Source organism: Mesorhizobium sp. WSM4819 (genome assembly GCF_055811215.1).
In genome coordinates this window covers 70,314-91,922 of the sequence record NZ_JBVVQO010000010.1, presented here as the reverse complement: position 1 = coordinate 91,922, position 21,609 = coordinate 70,314, and the positions used below count along the sequence as shown (strand labels likewise).

Below are 21,609 nucleotides of genomic sequence, written 5' to 3'. Positions count from 1 at the left end.
GCAGGCTTTACTACGCCTTGCGTTCCCAGCGCCGGTCTGAGGTCTGCTGCCAGTAGGTGACTGCGTGGCCGGCTTCCTTCATCGTCTTCCAGTGCGTGCGCGCCGCCTCGAGCTGGGCCGCATCGTGGCCGTCGAACAGGAACACGGCGCGCTCATAACCGGCAAGCTTCGGCGGCACCGCGCCGTCAACCAGGAAGCGTATCTGCGCCTCGTTCGGATTGTCATGGCCAGTTGTCAAAAGGATCGGCTGCTCGGCCAGATAGGATTCGTGGTCCGTCGCATGCGCCAGGAAGGAATCGTCCCTGAAGGTCCAAAGATGCTGGTCCAGCGCGTCGCGCCGTTCTTCGGAGCCGGTCTGTACCACGGCGCGCCAACCGCGATCGACACTGCGCTCGAGCAGGCCGGGCAACGCATCCTCCAGAGTCGATTCGGTCAGGTGGTAGAACAGGACGTCGGCCATGATCGCGCCTTGAAAGGCTCACTCCTCGTAGTTGTCGCGAACCAGCCGGTCGAGCAGCCTGACGCCGAAGCCGGAGGCCCATGACTGGTTGATCTCGCTGGACGGCGCGCCCATCGCGGTGCCGGCGATGTCGAGATGCGCCCAGGGTGTATCCCTGACGAAGCGCTGCAGAAACTGCGCCGCGATGATGGCGCCGCCATAGCGGCCGCCGATGTTCTTCATGTCGGCATTTTTCGAATCGATCAGCTTGTCGTATTCGGTGCCGAGCGGCATCCGCCACACGCGTTCCTGCGTCGCCTGCCCGGCGCTCGTCAGCCTGTTCGCCAATTCGTCATTGTTGGAGAACAGCCCGGCATAGTGCTGGCCGAGCGCGACCATGGTGGCGCCGGTCAGTGTCGCCAGATTGACCATGAATTTCGGCTGGAAGCGATCGCTGCAGTACCACAGCGCATCGGCCAGGACGAGGCGGCCTTCGGCGTCGGTGTTGAGCACCTCGATGGTCTGGCCCGACATCGAAGTGACGATGTCGCCGGGGCGCTGCGCATGGCCGTCGACGGCATTTTCCACCAGCCCGATGATGCCGACGACATTGGCCTTGGCCTTGCGCGCGGCCAGCGCGTGCATCAGCCCGGTCACCGCGGCCGCGCCGCCCATGTCGCCCTTCATGTCCTCCATGCCGGAGGCCGTCTTTATCGAATTGCCGCCGGTGTCGAAAGTGACGCCTTTGCCGACGAAAGCAATCGGGCTGTCCTTGGCCTTGCCGCCGTTCCATCGCATGACGGCCAGGCGCGCGCCACGCGGCGAGCCTTGTGCGACGCCGAGCAGCGCGCCCATGCCGAGCTTCTTCATCTCCTTCTCGACCAGGATCTCGACCGCGACGCCGAGCGCCTCCAGTTCGTTGACGCGGGCGGCGAATTCCACCGGCCCCAGTATATTGGCCGGTTCGTTGACCAGATCGCGCGCCAGGAGCACCCCGTCGATCACCGCCACCTCGTCGGCGAAGGCCTTTTTCGCCGACGCCGGATCGGCGGTATGGATGGTCACCTTAACCGGCTTTTTGGGCTCGGCCTTGTTGCCGTCGCGCTGGCCGTCGCCATTGTCCTTTTTCGTCTTGTACTTGTCGAAAGCATAGCTGCGCAGGAGAATGCCCGCGGCAAGCTGTGCCGCTCGCCTGCCGCCGACGTCAGCACCCGGCAGATCGAGCATGACCGCCACCTCCGTCGCCTTGCGCAAGGATGCAGCGATGGTGCCGCCAAGCTTGAGCCAGGCATAGTCGTCGAGCGCCGAGACCTTGCCGGCGCCGACCGCCACCAGCCGGTCGAGCGATGTGCCCTCCGGCGCCAGCACTTCGACCAGGCCGGCGAACTTGCCGGAAAAGTCGGCCACCGGAAACGCCCGCTCCAGGGTCTTTGCCGGATCGCAAGCCTTTGCCGCGTCGCCGAGACCGCCATCGTTGGCCGCCAGCATGAAGACGCTGCCTTTTTTGGGCACTGCGAACCTGGCAAAGGCGATCGAAGGTCTCGAAGTCATCATGTCCTGCTTTCGGGAAAGGCGTTGGGTTTTCGGGGGAGTGCCTTGACGAACCAGATATTTGGCTGTTTCCGACCGGAAGCACCACCCCCATTTTCAATCATCGCCCCTGCCTGGCGATCTGCTGCGTATTGTGTTGGGCGCCGATCACGACCGCACCGTGAAAAATCGATTCCTGGCCGGCTTTGCTGCGCAATTCTGTTACTTCTGCTTTCATGCCTGTACCTGTCGCAGCCGCGGCGGCCATGTCAGTGACCGGCGCGACATTTGGTCGTTTTCCGGCATTTGGCAAGACTTTGCCGGAATCCGATCCCATATGGCAGATGGAATCGATGGCGATTCGTCGCGGCACGGCCCCGCTTTACTGCCGCAACCTGTTGTTAACCATTGATGTTCGCCCTTTCTTATCCAATACCGCCGACACTCCGGCCACCGGAAACAACGATGTGGGACGGAAACCAGATCGAACCGCCAACGGACCGGTTGTGCAGGCGTCGCCGGGCGACTACCTTGTCTGGAGGCATGATGCCGTTCGGCAAAATCGAGAAAAGCCTTCATGAAGGTCGTTGAACGCTACATCATGCGTCGTGCGTTGGCCGTCTTCCTCGCAGCGCTCATCTGGACGCTGGCGATCGTGTGGACGACGCAGGTGCTCGCCCGCATCGATCTCGTGACCGACAGTGGGCAGTCGGCGCTGACCTTCTTCGAGGTCGCTGCGCTGATCATTCCGTCGATCGTCCCGATCGTCGTGCCCTTCGCCCTGGTGGTCGCGGTCGCGCAGACACTGAGCGCGATGAATTCCGATTCTGAGCTTGCCGTCTTGAACGCCGCGGGCGCTTCGCGCTGGACCATCGTCACGCCGATCATGCTCCTGGCACTGGCGGCCAGTGTTTTTTCGTTCGCCGTCGACAACGGCGTCGACCCCTATGCACGACAGAAAAACCGCGAACTGGTGGCGTCGTCGCGCGCCGATCTTCTGTCGCTCATCATCCAGGAAGGCACCTTCCGCAAGATCGACGACGGCCTGTTCCTGCAGATCGGCCAGCGGCTTCCGGACAACCGCCTTGGCGGCATTTTTGTCGCCGATTCACGCGAAGAAGGCGTCAACCTCATCTACTACGCCAAGAGCGGCGCCATCATCGAAAGCGGCGACGAGCGGGTGCTGATGATGAACGACGGCGTCATCCATCGCAAAACGCTGGCCGGCGATCTTTCGGTCATCCGGTTCACCTCCTATGCCTTCGACCTGTCGGCCTTCATGTCGGCCTCATCGGAGGTATTGCTGTTGCCGAAGGACCGGACGACACAGTACCTGCTCAATCCCAGTCCGAACGACAAGATGTTCCAGAAAAGGCCGAACAAGTACCTGGCCGAGGTCCACCAGCGTTTCTCCGAATGGTCCTATTCACTCGTTTTCGCGCTGATCGCGCTTGCGGTCGCTGGAGACGCGCGTTCCCATCGCGAGGCGCGCATTCATCCGCTGATCACGTCTATCGCAATCGCCCTTTTCGTGCGCTGGCTCGGTTTCTTTGCCGCTGGGAAGGCCGACAACATTCCGCAATACGCCTATATGGTCTACGGCGTTCCTATTGTGGCGTCCGCAGTCGCGACATGGTTCATCGTCTCCAACCGGACCATGGAATTGCCGGTCGCCTGGGCCGACTGGATGACGAATTTCGCCGGCCGCTTCGGTGACGGCTGGAGCGCCCTGAAGCTCCGCTTCGCCAGGCGCGGCGCTTCTGGCCAAGAGGCCGGCTGATGGGCTGGACACGCTAATGGGCTGGACTCTGGGCAGATACTTCTTCTTCCGCTACGTGACGATCACCATCTGGTTCTTCATCGGCCTCCTGGCGCTTGTGTTCCTGATCGACTTCACCGAGCTTTCCGGCCGCACGACCGGCTTGCCGGATTTTACCTACGGCACGGCGTTTGCCATCTCAGGGTTGCGAATGCCGATGATCATGCTGCAGACGGTGCCGTTCGTCGGCCTGTTCTCGGCGATGGCGACGCTGGTCTCGCTTAATCGCAGGTATGAACTGGTCATCGCGCGTTCCGCCGGCGTATCCGCATGGCAATTCCTGCTGCCGTGCTGCATCGGGGCGCTGCTGTTCGGGGTGTTGTCGGTCGGCGTCATCAATCCGATCGCCGCCTATGCGTTTTCCTGGTCCGAAAAAATCGAAACCCAGCTCCGCTCCGGCAAGTCGAACACCGTCTCGGCTGACGCCGAGCCCTGGATCCGGCAGAAAACCAGTTCCGGCGATACTATCATCGGCGCGCGCGCCATCCTCAATCAGGGCCTGGAGATGGCCGACGCCGCCTTCTTCGTCCTCAACCCGCAAGGCGACATCGTCGAACGCAAGGACGCGGCGCACGCCTATTTGCGGGATGGTTACTGGGAACTGCAGGACGTCAAGGTGTTCCGGGACGGCAACATCCAATCGGTGGCAACCGACCGCATACCGACCGATCTCAAGCCCGAGTTCGTGCAAGAGCGGCTGGCGCGCCCGGAAACCATCCCTTTCTACGATCTGCCCGGGAAGATCGAGGTTGCCCGCTCCTTCGGCCTCAAGGCAAATGCCTTTGCCATGCAATTTGATTCACTGGTAGCGCTGCCGTTCCTTCTCGTCGCCATGACTTTGATCGCCGCAACGGTGTCGATGCGATTTGCGAGGATGGGACAATCCGCGACGATGATTCTGGGTGGCGTCCTGGCCGGGTTTCTGCTTTATGTCGTGACAGTGCTGGTCAAGGCATTCGGCGTGGCGGGATTCGTACCCACAGTCGTCGCTGCATGGGTTCCGGTTGTCGTGGCTATGTTCTTCGGGGTGACTTTCTTGCTGTACAAGGAAGACGGCTAGTGAGGGGGGCGGTTTTGCGCATCCATAGGCAGGCCGATTCGGCGCGCCTCTATGGGGCGAGCGCCTTGGCGTGCCTGCTCGCTTGCGTCGTTCCGAGTATCCCGGCTTTTGCCCAGGATATCAGCGGCATGGCAGCCGACGTTCCCACCGGTTCGCAAATGCTGCTGGCGGCAGATACGCTGGTCTATGACAATGACAACCAGACCGTAACGGCCGTCGGCGGCGTGCAGATCGATTATGGCGGCAACCGCCTCGTCGCCCAGCGGGTGGAATACAATCGCAACACCAAGCGGCTCGTCGCCAGCGGCAATGTCGAGGTCATCAACAGCGACGGCACCAAGTTCTATTCGCAGCATGTCGACATCACCGATGATTTCGCCGACGGCTTCGTCAACGCGCTGCGTGTCGAAACCGTCGACAAGGCCTATTTTGCCGCCGAAAGCGCGGAACGCATGGGCGGCGTACTGACGACGTTCCACAACGGCGTCTACACGGCCTGCGAGCCGTGCGAGGACCAGCCGGACAAAGCGCCGACCTGGCGCATCAAGGCCAGAAAGATCATCTGGAACGGCGAAAAGAAGACGGTTCGCTTCGAGAATTCGAATTTCGAGTTTCTCGGCTTTCCGCTCGCCTACCTGCCGGCCTTCGAAATTGCCGACCCGACCGTCAAGCGCAAGAGCGGCTTCCTGATCCCCGGCATCGCTTACAAGAGCGACCTCGGCCTTGGCGTCAAAGTCCCCTATTATTTCGCGCTCTCACCAACCTACGACCTCACCGTCACCGGCAGCGGCTATACCAAGCAGGGCTTTCTCGGCGAAGCCGAGTGGCGCCAGCGCTTCAACAACGGCCAGTACAGTCTGAAGATCGCCGGCATCCGGCAAGAGGATCCCGACGAGTTTATCGACGACGACGGGCGCAATGTCGATTCGGGTGCGGCCGGCGACCCAAACGAGTTCCGCGGCATGATGGGCACCAAGGGCCAGTTCGCTATCAATCCGCGCTGGGACTTCGGCTGGGATGTCCTGCTGCAGACCGACAAGAACTTCTCACGCACCTACGCCATCGAAGACTTCGGCGACAGCGTGCATCGCTCCTCGATCTACCTGACCGGCCTCAACGGCCGCAACTATTTCGACGTGCGCGCCATGCGCTTTGTGGTCCAGGAAGAGGCACTCTCTGACGATCCGACCGCGCGCGCCGGCAAACAGCCCTGGGTGCTGCCCTCGCTCGACTACGCCTACATCCCCGACATGGCGGTGGGCGGCGGGCAGCTGTCGCTCAATGTCAACGCGCAGGCTATCAGCCGCGACAGGCTGGATAGGGCCCTTGCCGATCCGAACAACGCTGCGTCCGTCACCAGTGTACGCGGCATCGAGGGCCAATCGGGCCGTCTCACTGCCGAAGCGGAATGGAAGCGCACCTTCACCACCGATGGCGGACTGCTGCTGACGCCCCTTTTGGCGCTGCGCGGCGATGCCGGCTATGTCAACGCCTCTTCGGGATCGCTCAATGCCATCAATCAGATGGCGTCTAACCTCGGCGTCGACGACGATACGCGATCGTCTCTCGCCCGCTTCATGGCAACCGCCGGACTGGAAATGCGCTGGCCGGTGCTGTTCTCGTCGACCAGTTCCAGTCACATCTTCGAGCCGATGGCGCAGGTCTTCGTGCGTCCGAACGAGCAATATGTCGGCGGCCTCGCTGTTCCCAACGAGGACGCGCAGAGCTTCGTCTTTGATGCCACGACATTGTTCGAGCGCGACAAGTTCTCCGGCTACGACCGCTTGGAAGGCGGCACGCGCGCCAATGTCGGGCTGCGCTATTCCGGCGCCTATGACAATGGCTGGAGCACCAACGCGCTGTTCGGCCAATCCTACCAGCTTGACGGCCAGAACTCCTTCGACGCGCCGGACCTGGTCAACGTCGGCGAAGATTCGGGCCTGGAGACCGCGAGCTCCGATTATGTCGGCCTTGTCGGCTTCAACAGCCCCGGCGGGCTTTCCGGCTCGGTCAGCGGCCGCTTCGACGAGCAGAGCTTCGAGATTCGCCGCGCCGAGGTGAAGGCAGCCTATTCCGGCCTGCCGATTTCGTTCAGCGCCAAATACGCCTTCATCCAGGCACAGCCGCTCTATGGTTTTACGACCGATCGTCACGAGGTCACGCTCGGCGCCTCGGCGCAACTTGCCGAGAACTGGCGTGTCTTCGGTACCGGCACCTACGATCTCGAGCAAAGCGTCCTGGTCAAGGACGGGGTCGGCTTTGCCTATAGTGATGATTGCTTCACCTATTTGATGACGTTCTCGGAATCCCGCGACCTGAGCACCAAGGAAGTGTCGCAGAATATCGGTTTCAACCTGTCGTTTCGCACGCTCGGCGATTTCGGCTCGACGCAAAGCTCCTTCAACACTGTCCAGTAGCAGACCACTGGCCAATAACGGACAGGCGGAACGGGCGGCCGGCCAACGCACCAGCCCGAAAAATTCAAAGTGTCTTGAGCATACGTCGTGCGTCAAAGTGGACGCACATCGCAGCTAACGACATCGTTTCGCCGCATAGGGCAGGCACGGGTTCCAGTTCCCTCAAAATGCGATAAAATTGGGCCGCAACCGAGATAGGATTGGGATGCTTTCGATGAGGAAATACCTCTTTTCGGCAGGGTTCGCGCTGCTGGTGGCGGCGACCTCAGCCTCGATCACCATGATGACGCCGCCGGCTTTCGCCAGCCAGATCAAATACGTCGTCAACAACGTACCGATCACCACTGGCGACATCCAGCATCGGGCTGCCTTCCTGCGCCTGCAGCGCAAGAAGGGCAATGCCGCCGAGGAAATGATCGAGCAGACGCTGCGCGTCGCCGAAGCCAAGCGTCTCGGCATCCGCATCAGCGACGCCCAGGTCGAGGCCGCCTATCAGCGCTTTGCCACGACCAACAAGATGCAGCTCAAGCAGCTCGATGGCGTCATGGCGCAGTCCGGCGTCGGCAAGGAGCATTTCAAGGAGTTCATCCGCTCCCAGATGGCCTGGAACCAGGCGCTGACCGCGCGCCATCGCTCGGAGAGCGGCGGCTCCGTGAGTGAGCAGGACGCAGTCAGGCGCATGCTCGACAAGGGCGGCAACAAGCCAACCGCCATGGAGTACATGCTGCAGCAGGTCATTTTCGTCGTACCGGCGGCCGAGCGCAGCGCGACGCTGTCCAAGCGCAAGCGCGAGGCCGACGCCATGCGCGCCCGCTTCAACGGCTGCAACACCTCGCGCGAATTCGCCAAGGGCCTGATCGACGTCACCGTTCGCGATCTCGGCCGGATACTGGCGCCGCAATTGCCGCCGGACTGGGCCGACCAGATCAAGGCCACCAAGGTCGGCGGCGCCACCCCCACGCGCGAAACAGACCGTGGCGTCGAGTTCATCGGCATCTGCTCGTCGCGCGAAGTGTCCGACGACAAGGCTGCCCAGATGGTGTTCCAGAGCGAAGGCTCGAGTGGCAAGGACGCCGATGAGCTCTCCACGAAATATGTCGAGGAGTTGCGGAAGAAAGCCCGCATCGTCGAGCGCTGAAGCCGCCAGAGCCAGCGCTGGCGCTGAGCGCCGGCGATCCATCCGGCGTCGGGCCGGAAATCGCCATTGCCGCCTGGCAGGCGCGCGACAGCGCCGGTGTGCCGCCCTTCTACCTTATAACCGATCCGGCGCTGATTGCCGCACGGGCGCGCCTGCTCGGCGCCGATGTGCCAATCACGGAGACAGTGCCAGCCGAAGCGGAGCGCGTCTTTGGGCGCGCCCTGCCCGTCATGCCGCTTGCCGCCCGCTTCGTCGACGACCCCGGCCGGCCGGACCCGGCCAACGCCGCCGGTATCATCGAGGCCATCGACCGCGCTGTTGACGACTGCCTTGGCGGTCGCGCAGCGGCGGTCGTTACGTGCCCGATCGCCAAGAAGCCGCTCTACGATGCCGGCTTCCGTTTTCCCGGTCACACTGAGTATCTGGCGCATCTGGCGACGCTCCACACCGGCGCACAAGCAATGCCGGTGATGATGCTTGCCGGTCCCGAGTTGCGCACGGTTCCGGTCACCATCCACATTGCGCTGCGCGAGGTGCCGGAAGCGCTGACAACGGATCTGATCGTCGCGACCGCCCGCATCACCGCCACCGACCTCGAATATCGCTTCGGCATTGCCAAGCCGCGGCTTGCCGTTGCCGGCCTCAATCCGCATGCCGGTGAAGGCGGCGCGATGGGCGCCGAGGACGAGCGCATCATCCGCCCGGCGATCGAAAGGCTGAGGGCGGAGGGCATCGACGCTTTCGGGCCGCTGCCGGCCGATACGCTGTTCCACGCCCGCGCCCGAGCCGGCTACGATGTGGCGCTGTGCATGTATCACGATCAGGCGCTGATCCCGGCCAAGGCGCTGGCGTTCGACGAGGCGGTCAACGTTACGCTCGGCCTACCCTTCATCCGCACTTCACCGGATCACGGCACCGCTTTCGATATCGCCGGCAAGGGCATAGCCCTGACCGACAGCCTGATCGCGGCGCTCAGGCTCGCCCGCAGGCTTGCCGACATCGGGGCGAAGGCTGCCGCCGCATGAGGCTTTGCATGAGAGCGGTCGCATGAGCACCGACGGGCTGCCGCCGTTACGCGCGGTGATCGAACGCCATGGGTTGCAGGCAAAAAAGGCGCTCGGCCAGAATTTCCTGCTCGACCTCAACCTTACCGGCAAGGTCGCGCGTGCCGCCGGCGACCTGACCGACGCCACGGTAATCGAGGTCGGTCCGGGTCCAGGTGGCCTGACCCGGGCGCTGCTTTCCCACGGCGCGGCTCGGGTCATCGCCATCGAGCGCGACGAGCGCTGCCTGGCAGCGCTCGCGGAGGTGTCAGATCACTATCCGGGCCGTTTGGAAATCATTGCCGGCGACGCGTTGAAGACGGATTTTGCAGCGCTTGCCGAAGGCGCACATGGAGGCAATGGATCTGTGAGGATCGTCGCCAACCTGCCCTACAATATCGGCACCGAACTTTTGATACGCTGGCTGACCGTCGCCGAGTGGCCGCCCTTTTACGCATCGATGACGCTTATGTTCCAGCGCGAGGTGGCCGAGCGCATCGTCGCCCGCCCCGGCAGCGATGCCTATGGCCGGCTGGGCGTGCTGGCAGGCTGGCGGACGGAGGCAAAAATCGCTTTTGACGTGCCGCCGCAAGCCTTCACGCCGCCGCCCAAGGTGGTGTCGTCGGTGGTGCATCTGGTGCCGCGGGCAAATCCGCTGCCCGCCGAAGTCAAGAAGCTCGGCCGCGTTACCGAAGCGGCCTTCGGCCAGCGCCGCAAAATGCTGCGGCAGAGCGTCAAGAGCCTCGGCGGCGAAGCCCTGCTCACCCGCGCCGGCATCGATCCGACGCGGCGGGCGGAAACCTTGAGCGTCGAGGAATTCGTGCGACTGACCAACGCGGTGTGATTGCGCCGGCCCCTAGTCCGTCTTCTCGTCGAGCAGCCCCGAGACGAAATCGAACAGCCCGGGCCGGCGGTCGCGTCTGAGCCGCTCGGCGATGACTATGCCGCGTACCTCGGCGAAGGCACGGTCGAGATCGTCGTTGATGATGACGAAATCATATTCTTTCCAGTGCTCGATCTCGTTGCGAGCGTTCTTCAGACGCGTCTCGATCACCGATTCCTGATCCTCGGCGCGGCGCTTCAGCCGCGCCTTCAACTCTTTCATCGAAGGCGGCAGGATGAAGATCGAGACGATGTCGGCGCGCATCTTCTCCTTGAGCTGCTGGGCGCCCTGCCAGTCGATGTCGAACAACATGTCGCGGCCCTGTGCCAGCGCCAGTTCGGCCGGCTCACGCGGCGTGGCATAGCAATTGCCATGCACTTCGGCCCATTCAAGCAGCTCGTCCGAATCGCGCAGCCGCTCGAACTCACGCATAGTGCGGAAATGATAGTGGACGCCTTCGATCTCGCTGCCGCGGCGCGGCCGCGTGGTGACGGAGACCGACAGTTCGAGACTGGCATCGCTCTCCAGAAGATTGCGCGCGATCGTCGACTTGCCGGCGCCGGACGGCGACGACAGCACGAGCATCAAACCCCGCCGGCGAATGCGGGAACCCAAATCCCTGGCAACCATAGGCTCCTTGGCGACCATCAGGGTTACTCCAGATTCTGGACCTGTTCGCGAAACTGGTCGACGACCGCCTTCAGCTCCAGCCCTATGGCGGTGATCGCAGCGGCGTTCGACTTCGAACACAGCGTATTCGATTCGCGGTTGAATTCCTGCGCCAGAAAATCGAGCTTGCGGCCGATGGCGCCGCCGCCTGCCAGCAGCACCCGGCCGGATGCCACATGTGTCTTCAGCCGGTCGATCTCCTCGCGGATGTCGGCCTTGGTGGCCAGGAACGCCGCTTCCATATGCAACCGGCTGGCGTCGAGATTGGCGGAGGCATCCATCAGCAGCCGCACCTGCTCGGTAATCCGTTCGCGGATCACCGCCGGCTCGCGCGACGGATCGGCCTCGGCGCGCAGTGTCAGTGCTTCGATAGCGTCGATATGACCGGACAGCAGCGAGCGCAGGGCGGTGCCCTCGCCCTGGCGTGCCTGCTCCAGCCCGCCCAGCGCCACTTCGAGCGCCGCGAGTATCGCGCTGTCGAGCGCCACCCGCGCCTCTTCGGTTTCGACGGTTTCGGGGATGTCGAGCACGCCGCGCAGCGAAAGCAGCCCGTCGGCTGTCGCAGGCGCTGCGCCGAACATCTCCTGCAGCCGCTTGGCCAGCCCCGCCAGATCTCTCAGGAAGGCCTCGTTGACCACTGGCTGCGCCTGCTGGCCGGCTGCGCGGCCGACGGTCAGCGTTGCCTGGAAATTACCGCGCGCAAAGCGCTTCTGCACCGTCTGCCTGACGGCCGGCTCAAGCCGCTCGAGGCCTTGCGGCAGCCGCAGCCTGACCTCGACGCTCTTGCCGTTGACCGACTTCACTTCCCAGGCGATCGACGTGCCGTCATGTTCGGCGACGGCCCGTGCAAAACCGGTCATGCTCTGCAAATTCATGATGCCCTTGCTTCCCCCTGGCGCATGATCCCGGAAGCGGTTCCGGGCCAGATCGTGCGCGGCTTCAAAATCCGGAGCGCCTGTTCGCGTCGAATCGGACGCAGGGCGCTCCTGATGACAAAATCAGCACGTCCCGGCCGTCAGACGAATCGGAGGGACGACTTCACAACCGTCCGGCGCTACTGCGCCGCCGCTCCGGCGTCGCCATCGCCGTCGTCAACCGGCGCGTCGGTCTGACCTTCCACCTTGGCGGCGTCGGCCTTGACAGCACCGGCCTTGGCGGCTTCATCGGCCAGTTCCTTCTGCAGCGCCCGGTAGCGGGCGACGTTCTCGTTGTGCTCGGCCAGCGTCGCGGCAAAGACGTGACCGCCGGTGCCGTCGGCAACGAAATACAGGTCGTCGGTCTTCGACGGATTGGCGACGGCTTCCAGTGCCGCACGGCCAGGATTGGCGATCGGCGTCGGCGGCAAGCCGTTGATCAAATAAGTGTTGTAGGGCGTCGGCTTCTTGATGTCAGACTGATAGATCGGGCGGTCGGCGGGTTTGCCCTTGCCGCCGAACAGGCCGTAGATAATGGTCGGATCGGACTGCAGCCGCATGCCCTTGGCCAACCGGTTGAGGAAGACGGCCGCGACCCGCGAGCGTTCGTCGCCCTTGCCCGTCTCTTTCTCGACGATCGAAGCCAGGGTGACGAAGTCTTCGACACTGGCCAGAGGCAGATCGGAGGCGCGCCGCTGCCAGACTTCCTCGACAAGCTTCTTCTGGTCCGCCAAAAGCTTTTCGACCATCTGCTGGCGTGTCGCGCCGCGGGTGAAACGCAGCGTGTCGGTAGCAAGGCTGCCCTCGGGTGGAATGGTCCCCGGCATATCGCCGTCGAGCGCTGCCTGATCGGCGATGCGCTGCAGCGCCTGCTCGACCGTCAGCCCCTCGGGGACGGTCAGCGAATACATCACCGACTTGCCGCTCTTCAGCAACTCCATGATGTCGCGCATCGAGGCCTGCGGCTTGATCTCGTATTCGCCGGCTTTCAGGGCGGAATCATTGCCAAAAGCGCGCACGCCAAGGCGGAAGATGCGCGCGTCGCTGATCAGTCCGCGCCGCTCGAGCTGCTCTGCAATCTCCTGGACGCCGGTGTTCGGCTTGACCAGGAAGGTGTCGGCATTGGCCGAAGGGCCGGGCTCGTTGAATTCCTGCTTGCCGAAATACAAGGCAAAGCCAGCCGCCAGAACCATCAGCATCACCAGGGAGATGACGAAGTTCATGAACACGACGAACTGGCTGCGCGAGGCGCGTGAGCGCTTGGGCGGCGGCGTGCCGGCTTCAGGCCGCAATGCCTCGCTGGCCGTTTTCGGCACGATCGGGCCCGACGGTGCGGACCGTTGCCCGAATTGCCCGTTGTCCGCCGAATTTGTGCTCATGGCGCCCTACCGTTTGATCTTTGCAACGAATCCCCTTGGGCACAGTAGGGGCGAATATGGCAAAATTGACGACACGCATAGACCGTGCCGGTCGGCGGACCGGTCAGCCATTGTAGCGCTGGAAGACCAGCGAGGCGTTGGTGCCGCCGAAGCCGAAGGAATTGGACAGCGCCACATCGATTTGGCGGGCGCGCGGCTTGTGCGGCACCAGGTCGATCGCCGTTTCGCGCTCCGGGTTGTCGAGATTGATGGTGGCCGGCGCGATGTTGTCGCGAATGGCGAGGATCGAAAAAATCGCCTCGGCGGCGCCCGCCGCCCCCAGAAGGTGGCCTATCGACGACTTGGTCGACGACATCGATATTTTCGACGCGGCGTTGCCGACCAGCCGCTCGACGGCGCCGAGCTCGATCGTGTCGGCCATGGTCGAGGTGCCGTGCGCATTGATGTAGTCGACGTCTGCGGGCGTCAGCTTGGCCCGGTTCAGCGCCGCCACCATGCAACGGAAGGCGCCGTCACCATCTTCGGCCGGCGCGGTGATGTGATAGGCATCGCCGGTCAAGCCGTAACCGGTGACCTCGGCATAGATCTTGGCGCCGCGCGCCTTGGCGTGTTCCAGTTCCTCCAGAATGACGACGCCGGCGCCCTCGCCCATGACGAAGCCGTCGCGGTCGCGGTCATAGGGACGCGAGGCCGTTTCCGGAGCGTCGTTGCGGTCGGTCGACAGCGCCCGGCAAGCGGCGAAGCCGGCGATCGACAGCCGCGTCACCGGCGCTTCCGTGCCGCCTGCGACCATCACGTCGGCATCGCCCCACATGATCAGCCGGGCGGCATCGCCGATGGCATGCGCGCCAGTGGAGCAAGCGGTGACGACGGCGTGGTTGGGGCCTTTCAGCCCATGCCGGATCGAAACCTGGCCGGATACGAGATTGATGATCTGGCCGGGGATGAAGAACGGGCTGATGCGGCGCGGACCGCGCTCCTTCAGGATCATCGCATTCTCGGCGATGCCTTCGATGCCGCCGATGCCGGAGCCGATCAGCACGCCGGTGGCGCACTGCTCTTCATGCGTCTTCGGCGCCCACCCCGAATCCTTCAGCGCCTCGTCGGCGGCCGCGATCCCGTAGAGGATGAAGTCGCCGATCTTGCGCAGTTCCTTCGGCTCGAGAACAGTCTCGGGATTGAAGGTGGCATTCTCACCATTGCCGCGCGGAATGACGTGGGCGACCTTGCAGGCAAGATCCTCCACCTCGAACTCGGTGATGCGCTTGGCTGCGCTGCGGCCGGTCAGAAGTTCCTTCCAGCCATGCTCAAAGCCTACGCCGAACGGCGAAAGCAGCCCAAGGCCCGTGACGACGACACGCCTCATCGCAGGTCCTCCTCGGTGATGACTGCAAATAGCGTCAGGCCGAAGCCTTGTCGATGTACTTCACCGCATCGCCGACAGTCAGGATGGTTTCGGCCGCATCGTCCGGGATCTCTACGCCGAATTCTTCTTCGAACGCCATGACGAGTTCGACCGTGTCGAGACTGTCCGCGCCCAGATCATCGATGAAGCTCGCCTGCTCCGTCACCTTGTCGGCATCGACGCCAAGGTGCTCGATAACGATCTTCTTGACGCGCTCTGCGGTGTCACTCATTTGGGCATCCTCGTCTTTTGTTTGTCTGTCTTCGTTAGCGGGCAGAATGCCGCTAATCAAGCTGAAAGATGGTCCTGTCGGAAACGCAACGGCACCGGACCGGTTTTTGACCGAACCGCCGGGTTGCGGGCCGCATTACACGAAAATAGGCCGGGCTCCAAGGTGAAAAGGGGGGTTTTCCCGCAACTGTCAAATCATCGCCATGCCGCCATTGACGTGAATGGTCTGGCCGGTGACATAGGCGGCTTCGTTGGAAGCGAGGTAGGCGACGGCGGAGGCGACTTCGGCGCTGGTGCCCATGCGCCGTGTCGGAATCGCCGCCATGATCGCCTCTTTCTGCTTGTCGTTGAGCTTGTCGGTCATCGCCGATTCGATGAAGCCCGGGGCGACGCAGTTGACGGTGATGTTGCGCGTGGCGATCTCCTGCGCCAGCGACTTGGAAAAGCCGATCATGCCGGCCTTGGAGGCGCAGTAGTTGGTTTGGCCGGGATTGCCGGTGACGCCAACCACAGAGGTGATGTTGATGATGCGGCCATGCCGGCGCCGCATCATCGGATGGGTGAGTTCGCGGGTCAGCCGGAACACGGCGGTCAGGTTGACCTCGATCACCGAATCCCAGTCGGCGTCCGCCATGCGCACGAACAGCCCGTCGCTGGTGATGCCGGCATTGTTGACGAGAATGTCGACGCCTTCGAGATCGGCCTCGGCCTTCTGGCCGAGCGCCTTGACCTCGTCGCGATTGGAAAGGTTCGCCGGGAACAGCTTGACCCGGTCGCCGAACTCGGCCGCCAGCGTTTCCAGCTTCTCGACGCGGGTGCCGTGCAGGCCGACGACAGCGCCCTGCGCATGCAGCACCCTGGCGATCGCCTCGCCGATGCCTCCCGATGCGCCTGTGACGAGCGCCTTGCGGCCGGTCAATTCAAACATGTCTTATCCTCTTCCAAATCGGACAGGCCGGCGATTGCGGCTACCTGTAGACATCACTGCGGTGGCCTATTGTAACCACCAGAATGACGAGCCGCTTGTCCTGCACATCGCAGATAATTCGACAATCCCCAACCCGGTACCTCCAAAAACTCGCTAACGGTCCCTTCAGCGGCTTGCCGGCTTCACGCGGATTGTCGAGAGCGGCAATACGGTTCTCGATGAAGTCGCGGAGCCGGTGACGTGTCTGCGGATCCAGTTTTTCAATAAATTTGCGCGCCGAGCGGGCATATTCAAGCGTCCAGGCCACGCCAGAAGTCCTCGGCTGTCATGACGTCCTCCTCGCCGCTTCTGATCCGCTCCAGCACTTCGGCCGCGAGGTAATAGTCTTCCACGTCCTCAAGACCGCGCGCGATGAGCTCGCGCAGATAAAAAGCTTTACTGCGGCCAGTCCTGGCCGCGAGAAAATCCAGACGCTCTTCGATTTCGGGGGCAAGTCGGATGGAAGTCGGCATTCCGATCTCCTGTGAATACATGTATTCACATATCCCGACGAGGTTAAGAATTCAAGCGCCCGCATCAGCCGGACGCGCATGGTTCAATCGAGCGCCACCAACGCCGCCTCGACATCGGCCGGCGTGCCGACGGCGCCGGTGGCGATGTCGCGGTTGATGCGCCGCGCCAGTCCCGACAACACCTTGCCGGCGCCCACCTCGTACAGCGTCGCAATGCCGTTGGCGCCAAACCATTCCACCGTTTCGCGCCAGCGCACGCGCCCCGTCACCTGTTCGACCAGGCGGTGGGCGATTGCATCCGGATCGCTGGACGGCGTGACCGACACGTTGGAAACCACGGGTACGAACGGCGCGTTCTTCGTCACGCCGGCCAGCGCCTCGCGCATGACCTCGGCCGCCGGTGCCATCAGCGCCGAATGGAAGGGCGCCGAGACCTGCAGCATCAGCACCCGCTTTGCGCCCTTTTCCGTGCACAGCTTCGCCGCCTGCTCGACGGCCGCCCTGGCGCCGGAGATCACCAGTTGGCCACCGCCATTGTCGTTGGCGATCTGGCAAATCGACTCTTTGGCCGCTTCAGCGCAGGCGGCTTCGACATCGGCCTGTTCCAGCCCGATGATCGCCGCCATGGCGCCCTCGCCGGCCGGCACAGCCGCCTGCATGGCATTGCCGCGGATACGCAGGAGCCGGGCGGCATCGGCGACCGAAACGAAACCGGCGGCGGCAAGTGCCGAATATTCGCCGAGCGAATGGCCGGCGACATAGGCGACCTTGTGCTTCAGCGAGAGGCCGCGCGATTCCAGCGCCCGGATGGCGGCGAGCGACACAGCCATCAGCGCCGGCTGGGCATTGGCGGTCAGCGTCAGCCTCTCTTCCGGCCCTTCCCAGATCAGCTTCGACAGGTTTTCGCCGAGCGCGTCGTCGACCTCTTCGAAGATCTTCCGCGATTCCGGAAAGGCGTCGGCGAGGTCCTTGCCCATGCCGACAGCCTGGCTGCCCTGTCCCGGAAAGGTGAATGCGACGGCCATGCGTGCCTCCCAGCGGCTGATTTTTCCTGCCTGTGACGCAAGGCGGGCGGACAAGTCAAGTCCGCTAGCAGCCCGACCCGGGCCGCTCCGGCTCGGTATCGCTGGCCGAGTACCTGTTCCAAAAGGCTTTTTTTCGATCACTCATGATGAAAATCGCTCACGATTCGTTTGCTGGCTCTTCTTATTTCAGCCACAGACGCTAGCTTTTCGTGACATATCGATGACAGCTCAATGACACTTTTGTGTATGGTCGGGGGAATTGTAAGTTGGCAAGGATCAAGAAAGGCGTTGGCAAATCCGCGCCGCAGTTTCTGGAAGGCGATCCGGCCACCGGCTATCTGCCAGGCCGGAAATGGCCTGTTATCCGCTATGGCCTCGTCAGCCTTCTCGTCGCCACCATCCTGGTTTTTGCCATCGAACTGATCGTGCGCGGCGACTTTGCCGGCACCGTCGGCTTCTTCCTGCAGCCCTTCAAGCCGGGCTGGACCACCATCATCATCTTCGCGCTGCTCCTGATCGGCCTCGATGCCGTGCTCGGCCGCAGCCACCAGAGCCTGATGATCGTCGCGCCGCTGACGCTGGCGCTGGCCTTTGTCGGCCACCAGAAATCGCTCTATCTCGGCGATCCGCTCTATCCGACGGATTTCCTCTATTCACGTCAGATCGTGGCGCTGATGCCGCTGCTGGTGCGCGAACGTCCGGGAACCGCCATCGCTCTGGCGGTCGGCATCGTCGGCAGCCTCTCGCTGCTCGTCTATGGCTGGCGGCTGTGGCGCCGCCGCGTTCCGGCGCTCGGTCGCAAGGGGCGCCTGGCCCGGCTGACGCTGACCGTGCCGCTGCTCGCCTTCTTCGTGTCGATCATGGATTACGCGACGTTCTCGTGGACCCGCGACCGGCTGCAAATCATTCCGATCATGTGGGACCAGAAGGAAAATTACGCCTCCAACGGCTTCGCACTGGCCTTCGCCCTCAACGTGCCAATGGCCCATGTCCCCGCGCCTGCCGGCTACTCCGACAAGGCGATCGCGGCGATCGAAAGGCCTGACGTGAAGGCATCGGTGCCGGCCGAGAAGCCAGACATCATCATCGTCATGAGCGAATCCTTCTGGGATCCGACCGAACTGCCCGGCGTCACCATCACGCCCGATCCGATTCCCAACGTGCGGGCGCTGCGCTCCGGCCACGTGTTCTCGCCCGAATTCGGCGGCATGACCGCCAATGTCGAGTTCGAGGCGCTGACCGGCTTTTCCAACGCCTTCCTGCCGGCCGGCAGTATCCCTTACCAGCAATATGTCCGCGCGCCGGTGCCGTCGATGGCGACGTTCCTGAAGAGCCAGGGCTATGAGACGCGCGCCATCCATCCGGGCACAAGCTGGTTCTGGAACCGAACGCCGGTCTATGCCGATTTCGGCTTCGACGACTTCAAGTCCGAAGAAAACATGCCATATCTCGAAAAGCGCGGGCCGCTGACGTCGGACGCGGCGATGACCGACGAGATCATCCGCGAAGCCGACGCCACGGACGATCCGTTCTTCTACTTCGCCGTCAGCCTGCAAAACCACGGCCCCTATGAACCGAATCGCTATTACAATCCGACCCACGAGGTGCAGGCTCCGACCAGCCAGTGGGCAAAGGATTCGCTGCTGAGCTTCACGGAAGGCGCATCCGACGCCGACAAGAGCCTCGAGCGCCTCATCGAATGGGCGAAGAACCGGCGGCGACCGACGGTCATCGCCTTCTTCGGCGACCATCTGCCGCCGCTCGGTCCGGTCTATGTCGAGACCGGCTTCCTTAGGGATAACGTCGCGCCACGCAAGGAGCCGCCCGACCAGATGCTGCTGCATCACCGAACACCGCTGATCGTATGGTCCAACCGCACCGGTCCGGTCGCGGACATGGGCACTGTCAGTCCAGCCTTTCTGCCCTACCATGTCCTGACCACGGCCGGGATCAGCCACCCCTATTACACCGGCTTCCTCGGCCAGATGCGCGAGCGCTACAGCGTCGTCGACCGCAATTTACTATTGACGCCGACGGGCGAGGACACGCCCGACTGGGCACGCAAGAAGCAAATCGACCCGGCGATTCGCGATTTCCGTCTGCTGCAATACGACATGATGTTCGGCAAGCGCCGTGCAGCGCCCGATTTCTTCCCGGAGACGGTGAACAAGCGGGTCCCGCATACAAGCTGAAGATGCGCGACATGTCGTCCTGAGCGCGGCGGTTTTTCGGCTCGCCCTTGTCTTGCGGCCAAATTCCTGTATAGACGCCCGCAATCTGCCGGTCCTTGCTGGGGGCTGAACGGAGGGCCGGAGGTTTTTCGAAACCTTCGTGTGGAGCCAGAAGCGCTTCCGCCTCCCGTGTCTCCGCTCTCGACCGTCTCGTCATGCTCCTTTCTTCCCCGCCCCGCCAGGGATCGCCGGGTCAGAGAAGTTGCAGAGGCTTTTGCCGCCGGGACCGGGAGAGAAACGAAGAAAGGCAAAGAACAATATGGCTCTTTACGAACATGTGTTTCTTGCCCGGCAGGACCTCTCGCAGCAGCAGGTCGATGCGCTTGTCGAACAGTACAAGGGCGTCATCTCCGCGAATGGAGGGTCCGTCGGCCGGGTCGAGAACTGGGGACTGAAATCCCTCACCTACCGGGTCAACAAGAACCGGAAGGCATACTATACGCTGATGGACATCACCTGCCCGCCGGCCGCGCTCAACGAGATGGAGCGCCAGATGGGCCTGTCCGAGGATGTGCTGCGTTTCCTCACCATCAAGGTCGATGCGCATGAGGAAGGCCCGTCGGCAATGATGCAGAAGCGCGAAGAGCGCTCGGAACGCGGCGGCTTCGGCGACCGTGACCGTGGCCCGCGCTCGTTCGGCGACCGCGATCGCGGCGACCGTGGCGATCGCCCGCCGCGCAGCTTCGGTGGCGATGGTGCAGACCGTGGCCCGCGCCGTCCGCGCGAAGCTGTTGAAGGGGGTGCAGAATAATGGTCGACATCAACCAGATCCCGACCCGGCGCCCGTTTCATCGCCGCCGCAAAACCTGTCCGTTCTCCGGCGCCAACGCGCCCAAGATCGACTACAAGGACGTGCGTCTTCTGCAGCGCTATATTTCCGAGCGCGGCAAGATCGTGCCGTCGCGCATCACCGCCGTCAGCCAGAAGAAGCAGCGCGAACTCGCCAAGGCGATCAAGCGCGCCCGCTTCCTCGGTCTGCTGCCCTACGTGGTTCGCTAACACTGATCGGTTGACCATGATCTTGTCCGAAAACCGGTTTCCACTTTTCGGGATCATGGACAACACTGACTAGTAGACCATGATCTTGTCCGAAAACCGGTTTCCACTTTTCGGGATCATGGACAACACTGACTAATAGACCATGATCTTTTCCGAAAACCGGTTTCCACTTTTCGGGATCATGGTCTAGCCAGCGGGCGGTTCGCCGCCCGCTTTTCCCACGGCGACGGGCGCCGCAGGGTTGCCATCAAACCCCGGGTTGAGGTGAAGGCCTCTAACTGCCGCGACAGGCAGGACAGCGACATCGGCGGCGACGCCCTCAGCTTCCTGACCTGTTCCAGACAATTCGGCGTCGATGCCAGTGATTTGGCGCCCCAAACGAAGGAACAAAACCATGGAAGTCATTCTTCTCGAACGCGTTTCCCGCCTCGGCCAGATGGGCGATACCGTCAAGGTCAAGGATGGATTCGCCCGCAACTTCCTGCTGCCGCAGGGCAAGGCGCTGCGCGCCAACGAAGCCAACAAGAAGAAATTCGAAGGCCAGCGCGCCCAGCTCGAAGCCCGCAACCTCGAGCGCAAGTCCGAGGCGATGCAGATTTCGGAGAAGCTGGACGGCAAGAGCTTCATCGCCGTGCGTTCGGCCGGCGAAACCGGCCAGCTCTACGGCTCGGTGTCGACCCGCGACATCGCCGAGTTGCTGACGGCGGAAGGTTTCTCGGTCAACCGCAACCAGATCCTGCTCAACCAGCCGATCAAGACCATCGGCCTGACCAATGTGGCGATCGCGCTGCATCCGGAAGTCGAGGTCACCATCACGCTCAACATCGCCCGCACGGCCGACGAAGCCGAGCGCCAGGCCAAGGGCGAGATGCTGACCACAGCCGAAGCCATCTATGGCGACGACATCAACGATAATGCGCGCCCGGACAACTTCTTCGATCCCAATGCCGAGTTCGAAGGCGGCGAAGACAACGGCTGATTGCACGT

At 63.0% G+C, this 21,609-nt stretch carries 23 protein-coding genes; 11 read left to right on the top strand and 12 right to left on the bottom strand.

Annotated elements, in window-relative coordinates:
• Positions 1-10: 10 nt before the first annotated feature.
• The 3 genes from AC0L18_RS11885 to AC0L18_RS11875 form a co-directional block, all read right to left on the bottom strand.
• Positions 11-460, bottom strand: a complete 450-nt coding sequence (locus tag AC0L18_RS11885; RefSeq protein WP_473492341.1) for a DNA polymerase III subunit chi — start codon at positions 458-460, stop codon at positions 11-13.
• Positions 461-478: 18 nt separating this feature from the next.
• Positions 479-1,990, bottom strand: coding sequence for a leucyl aminopeptidase (locus AC0L18_RS11880; protein ID WP_473492340.1), 1,512 nt, complete (start codon positions 1,988-1,990; stop codon positions 479-481).
• A gap of 100 nt (positions 1,991-2,090) precedes the next feature.
• Positions 2,091-2,237 carry a hypothetical protein gene (locus tag AC0L18_RS11875; protein WP_473492339.1) on the bottom strand — a complete coding sequence of 49 codons (147 nt, stop codon included), beginning with the start codon at positions 2,235-2,237 and terminating at the stop codon, positions 2,091-2,093.
• On the opposite strand from AC0L18_RS11875, the gene AC0L18_RS11870 reads away from it, so the two are divergent.
• From AC0L18_RS11870 to rsmA, 7 genes are all read left to right on the top strand, one after another.
• Entirely contained in the window at positions 2,236-2,550 is a 315-nt protein-coding gene (locus AC0L18_RS11870; RefSeq protein WP_473492338.1) for a hypothetical protein, read from the top strand. The genes AC0L18_RS11875 and AC0L18_RS11870 overlap by 2 nt on opposite strands.
• Positions 2,547-3,749 (top strand): LPS export ABC transporter permease LptF, encoded by a 1,203-nt coding sequence (gene lptF, locus AC0L18_RS11865; protein WP_473492337.1) that lies wholly within the window; start codon positions 2,547-2,549, stop codon positions 3,747-3,749. Before AC0L18_RS11870 ends, lptF begins: the two co-directional genes overlap by 4 nt.
• A gap of 16 nt (positions 3,750-3,765) precedes the next feature.
• Positions 3,766-4,848 carry an LPS export ABC transporter permease LptG gene (gene lptG / locus AC0L18_RS11860; RefSeq protein ID WP_473492335.1) on the top strand — a complete coding sequence of 361 codons (1,083 nt, stop codon included), beginning with the start codon at positions 3,766-3,768 and terminating at the stop codon, positions 4,846-4,848.
• Between the two features lie 128 nt (positions 4,849-4,976).
• On the top strand, positions 4,977-7,265 hold the full coding sequence (locus AC0L18_RS11855; RefSeq protein ID WP_473492334.1) for an LPS-assembly protein LptD: 2,289 nt from the start codon (positions 4,977-4,979) through the stop codon (positions 7,263-7,265).
• Positions 7,266-7,470: 205 nt separating this feature from the next.
• Positions 7,471-8,403: a peptidylprolyl isomerase gene (locus tag AC0L18_RS11850; RefSeq protein ID WP_023800699.1), complete on the top strand. Its 933-nt coding sequence runs from the start codon at positions 7,471-7,473 to the stop codon at positions 8,401-8,403.
• On the top strand, positions 8,400-9,428 hold the full coding sequence (gene pdxA / locus AC0L18_RS11845; RefSeq protein ID WP_473492457.1) for a 4-hydroxythreonine-4-phosphate dehydrogenase PdxA: 1,029 nt from the start codon (positions 8,400-8,402) through the stop codon (positions 9,426-9,428). The genes AC0L18_RS11850 and pdxA overlap by 4 nt, the downstream gene beginning before the upstream one ends.
• Before the next feature lie 22 nt (positions 9,429-9,450).
• Entirely contained in the window at positions 9,451-10,290 is an 840-nt protein-coding gene (gene rsmA, locus AC0L18_RS11840; protein ID WP_473492333.1) for a 16S rRNA (adenine(1518)-N(6)/adenine(1519)-N(6))-dimethyltransferase RsmA, read from the top strand.
• A 12-nt stretch (positions 10,291-10,302) separates the two neighbouring features.
• On the opposite strand, the gene gmk is transcribed toward rsmA, so the two are convergent.
• The 9 genes from gmk to fabD all read right to left on the bottom strand — a co-directional run bounded on the left by gmk (position 10,303) and on the right by fabD (position 17,392).
• Entirely contained in the window at positions 10,303-10,977 is a 675-nt protein-coding gene (gene gmk, locus AC0L18_RS11835; RefSeq protein ID WP_473492331.1) for a guanylate kinase, read from the bottom strand.
• Positions 10,978-10,982: 5 nt separating this feature from the next.
• A complete protein-coding gene (locus tag AC0L18_RS11830) occupies positions 10,983-11,873 on the bottom strand; it encodes a YicC/YloC family endoribonuclease (RefSeq protein WP_473492330.1) in 891 nt (296 codons plus the stop codon).
• Positions 11,874-12,052: 179 nt separating this feature from the next.
• Positions 12,053-13,291, bottom strand: a complete 1,239-nt coding sequence (gene mltG, locus AC0L18_RS11825; RefSeq protein WP_473492329.1) for an endolytic transglycosylase MltG — start codon at positions 13,289-13,291, stop codon at positions 12,053-12,055.
• A gap of 103 nt (positions 13,292-13,394) precedes the next feature.
• On the bottom strand, positions 13,395-14,657 hold the full coding sequence (fabF, locus tag AC0L18_RS11820; protein WP_091590545.1) for a beta-ketoacyl-ACP synthase II: 1,263 nt from the start codon (positions 14,655-14,657) through the stop codon (positions 13,395-13,397).
• Between the two features lie 34 nt (positions 14,658-14,691).
• Positions 14,692-14,928, bottom strand: coding sequence for an acyl carrier protein (locus tag AC0L18_RS11815; protein WP_006203723.1), 237 nt, complete (start codon positions 14,926-14,928; stop codon positions 14,692-14,694).
• Positions 14,929-15,117: 189 nt separating this feature from the next.
• Positions 15,118-15,855 carry a 3-oxoacyl-[acyl-carrier-protein] reductase gene (fabG, locus tag AC0L18_RS11810; RefSeq protein WP_473492327.1) on the bottom strand — a complete coding sequence of 246 codons (738 nt, stop codon included), beginning with the start codon at positions 15,853-15,855 and terminating at the stop codon, positions 15,118-15,120.
• A gap of 40 nt (positions 15,856-15,895) precedes the next feature.
• Positions 15,896-16,162, bottom strand: coding sequence for a type II toxin-antitoxin system RelE family toxin (locus AC0L18_RS11805; protein ID WP_473492326.1), 267 nt, complete (start codon positions 16,160-16,162; stop codon positions 15,896-15,898).
• Positions 16,146-16,367: a type II toxin-antitoxin system RelB family antitoxin gene (relB, locus tag AC0L18_RS11800; RefSeq protein ID WP_473492324.1), complete on the bottom strand. Its 222-nt coding sequence runs from the start codon at positions 16,365-16,367 to the stop codon at positions 16,146-16,148. The genes AC0L18_RS11805 and relB overlap by 17 nt, the downstream gene beginning before the upstream one ends.
• Before the next feature lie 83 nt (positions 16,368-16,450).
• Entirely contained in the window at positions 16,451-17,392 is a 942-nt protein-coding gene (gene fabD, locus AC0L18_RS11795) for an ACP S-malonyltransferase (protein WP_473492322.1), read from the bottom strand.
• Between the two features lie 266 nt (positions 17,393-17,658).
• On the opposite strand from fabD, the gene AC0L18_RS11790 reads away from it, so the two are divergent.
• From AC0L18_RS11790 to rplI, 4 genes are all read left to right on the top strand, one after another.
• A complete protein-coding gene (locus AC0L18_RS11790) occupies positions 17,659-19,584 on the top strand; it encodes an LTA synthase family protein (protein ID WP_473492320.1) in 1,926 nt (641 codons plus the stop codon).
• 298 nt (positions 19,585-19,882) lie between these two features.
• Positions 19,883-20,374 (top strand): 30S ribosomal protein S6, encoded by a 492-nt coding sequence (gene rpsF / locus AC0L18_RS11785; RefSeq protein ID WP_236371601.1) that lies wholly within the window; start codon positions 19,883-19,885, stop codon positions 20,372-20,374.
• On the top strand, positions 20,374-20,622 hold the full coding sequence (gene rpsR / locus AC0L18_RS11780) for a 30S ribosomal protein S18 (protein WP_006203718.1): 249 nt from the start codon (positions 20,374-20,376) through the stop codon (positions 20,620-20,622). The genes rpsF and rpsR overlap by 1 nt, the downstream gene beginning before the upstream one ends.
• Before the next feature lie 394 nt (positions 20,623-21,016).
• A complete protein-coding gene (gene rplI / locus AC0L18_RS11775) occupies positions 21,017-21,601 on the top strand; it encodes a 50S ribosomal protein L9 (protein ID WP_091590536.1) in 585 nt (194 codons plus the stop codon).
• The last annotated feature ends 8 nt before the right edge of the window (positions 21,602-21,609 follow it).

Coding starts and splice junctions, on each gene's coding strand:
- AC0L18_RS11870 (WP_473492338.1), top strand. CDS start 2,236: ATGTCAGTGACCGGCGCGACATTTGGTCGTTTTCCGGCATTTGGCAAG.
- fabF (WP_091590545.1), bottom strand. CDS start 14,657: ATGAGGCGTGTCGTCGTCACGGGCCTTGGGCTGCTTTCGCCGTTCGGC.
- AC0L18_RS11850 (WP_023800699.1), top strand. CDS start 7,471: ATGCTTTCGATGAGGAAATACCTCTTTTCGGCAGGGTTCGCGCTGCTG.
- rsmA (WP_473492333.1), top strand. CDS start 9,451: ATGAGCACCGACGGGCTGCCGCCGTTACGCGCGGTGATCGAACGCCAT.
- AC0L18_RS11885 (WP_473492341.1), bottom strand. CDS start 460: ATGGCCGACGTCCTGTTCTACCACCTGACCGAATCGACTCTGGAGGAT.
- gmk (WP_473492331.1), bottom strand. CDS start 10,977: ATGGTCGCCAAGGAGCCTATGGTTGCCAGGGATTTGGGTTCCCGCATT.
- lptF (WP_473492337.1), top strand. CDS start 2,547: ATGAAGGTCGTTGAACGCTACATCATGCGTCGTGCGTTGGCCGTCTTC.
- relB (WP_473492324.1), bottom strand. CDS start 16,367: ATGCCGACTTCCATCCGACTTGCCCCCGAAATCGAAGAGCGTCTGGAT.
- AC0L18_RS11875 (WP_473492339.1), bottom strand. CDS start 2,237: ATGGCCGCCGCGGCTGCGACAGGTACAGGCATGAAAGCAGAAGTAACA.
- AC0L18_RS11830 (WP_473492330.1), bottom strand. CDS start 11,873: ATGAATTTGCAGAGCATGACCGGTTTTGCACGGGCCGTCGCCGAACAT.
- fabD (WP_473492322.1), bottom strand. CDS start 17,392: ATGGCCGTCGCATTCACCTTTCCGGGACAGGGCAGCCAGGCTGTCGGC.
- AC0L18_RS11880 (WP_473492340.1), bottom strand. CDS start 1,990: ATGACTTCGAGACCTTCGATCGCCTTTGCCAGGTTCGCAGTGCCCAAA.
- rpsF (WP_236371601.1), top strand. CDS start 19,883: ATGGCTCTTTACGAACATGTGTTTCTTGCCCGGCAGGACCTCTCGCAG.
- mltG (WP_473492329.1), bottom strand. CDS start 13,291: ATGAGCACAAATTCGGCGGACAACGGGCAATTCGGGCAACGGTCCGCA.
- lptG (WP_473492335.1), top strand. CDS start 3,766: ATGGGCTGGACTCTGGGCAGATACTTCTTCTTCCGCTACGTGACGATC.
- AC0L18_RS11815 (WP_006203723.1), bottom strand. CDS start 14,928: ATGAGTGACACCGCAGAGCGCGTCAAGAAGATCGTTATCGAGCACCTT.
- fabG (WP_473492327.1), bottom strand. CDS start 15,855: ATGTTTGAATTGACCGGCCGCAAGGCGCTCGTCACAGGCGCATCGGGA.
- AC0L18_RS11855 (WP_473492334.1), top strand. CDS start 4,977: ATGGCAGCCGACGTTCCCACCGGTTCGCAAATGCTGCTGGCGGCAGAT.
- rpsR (WP_006203718.1), top strand. CDS start 20,374: ATGGTCGACATCAACCAGATCCCGACCCGGCGCCCGTTTCATCGCCGC.
- rplI (WP_091590536.1), top strand. CDS start 21,017: ATGGAAGTCATTCTTCTCGAACGCGTTTCCCGCCTCGGCCAGATGGGC.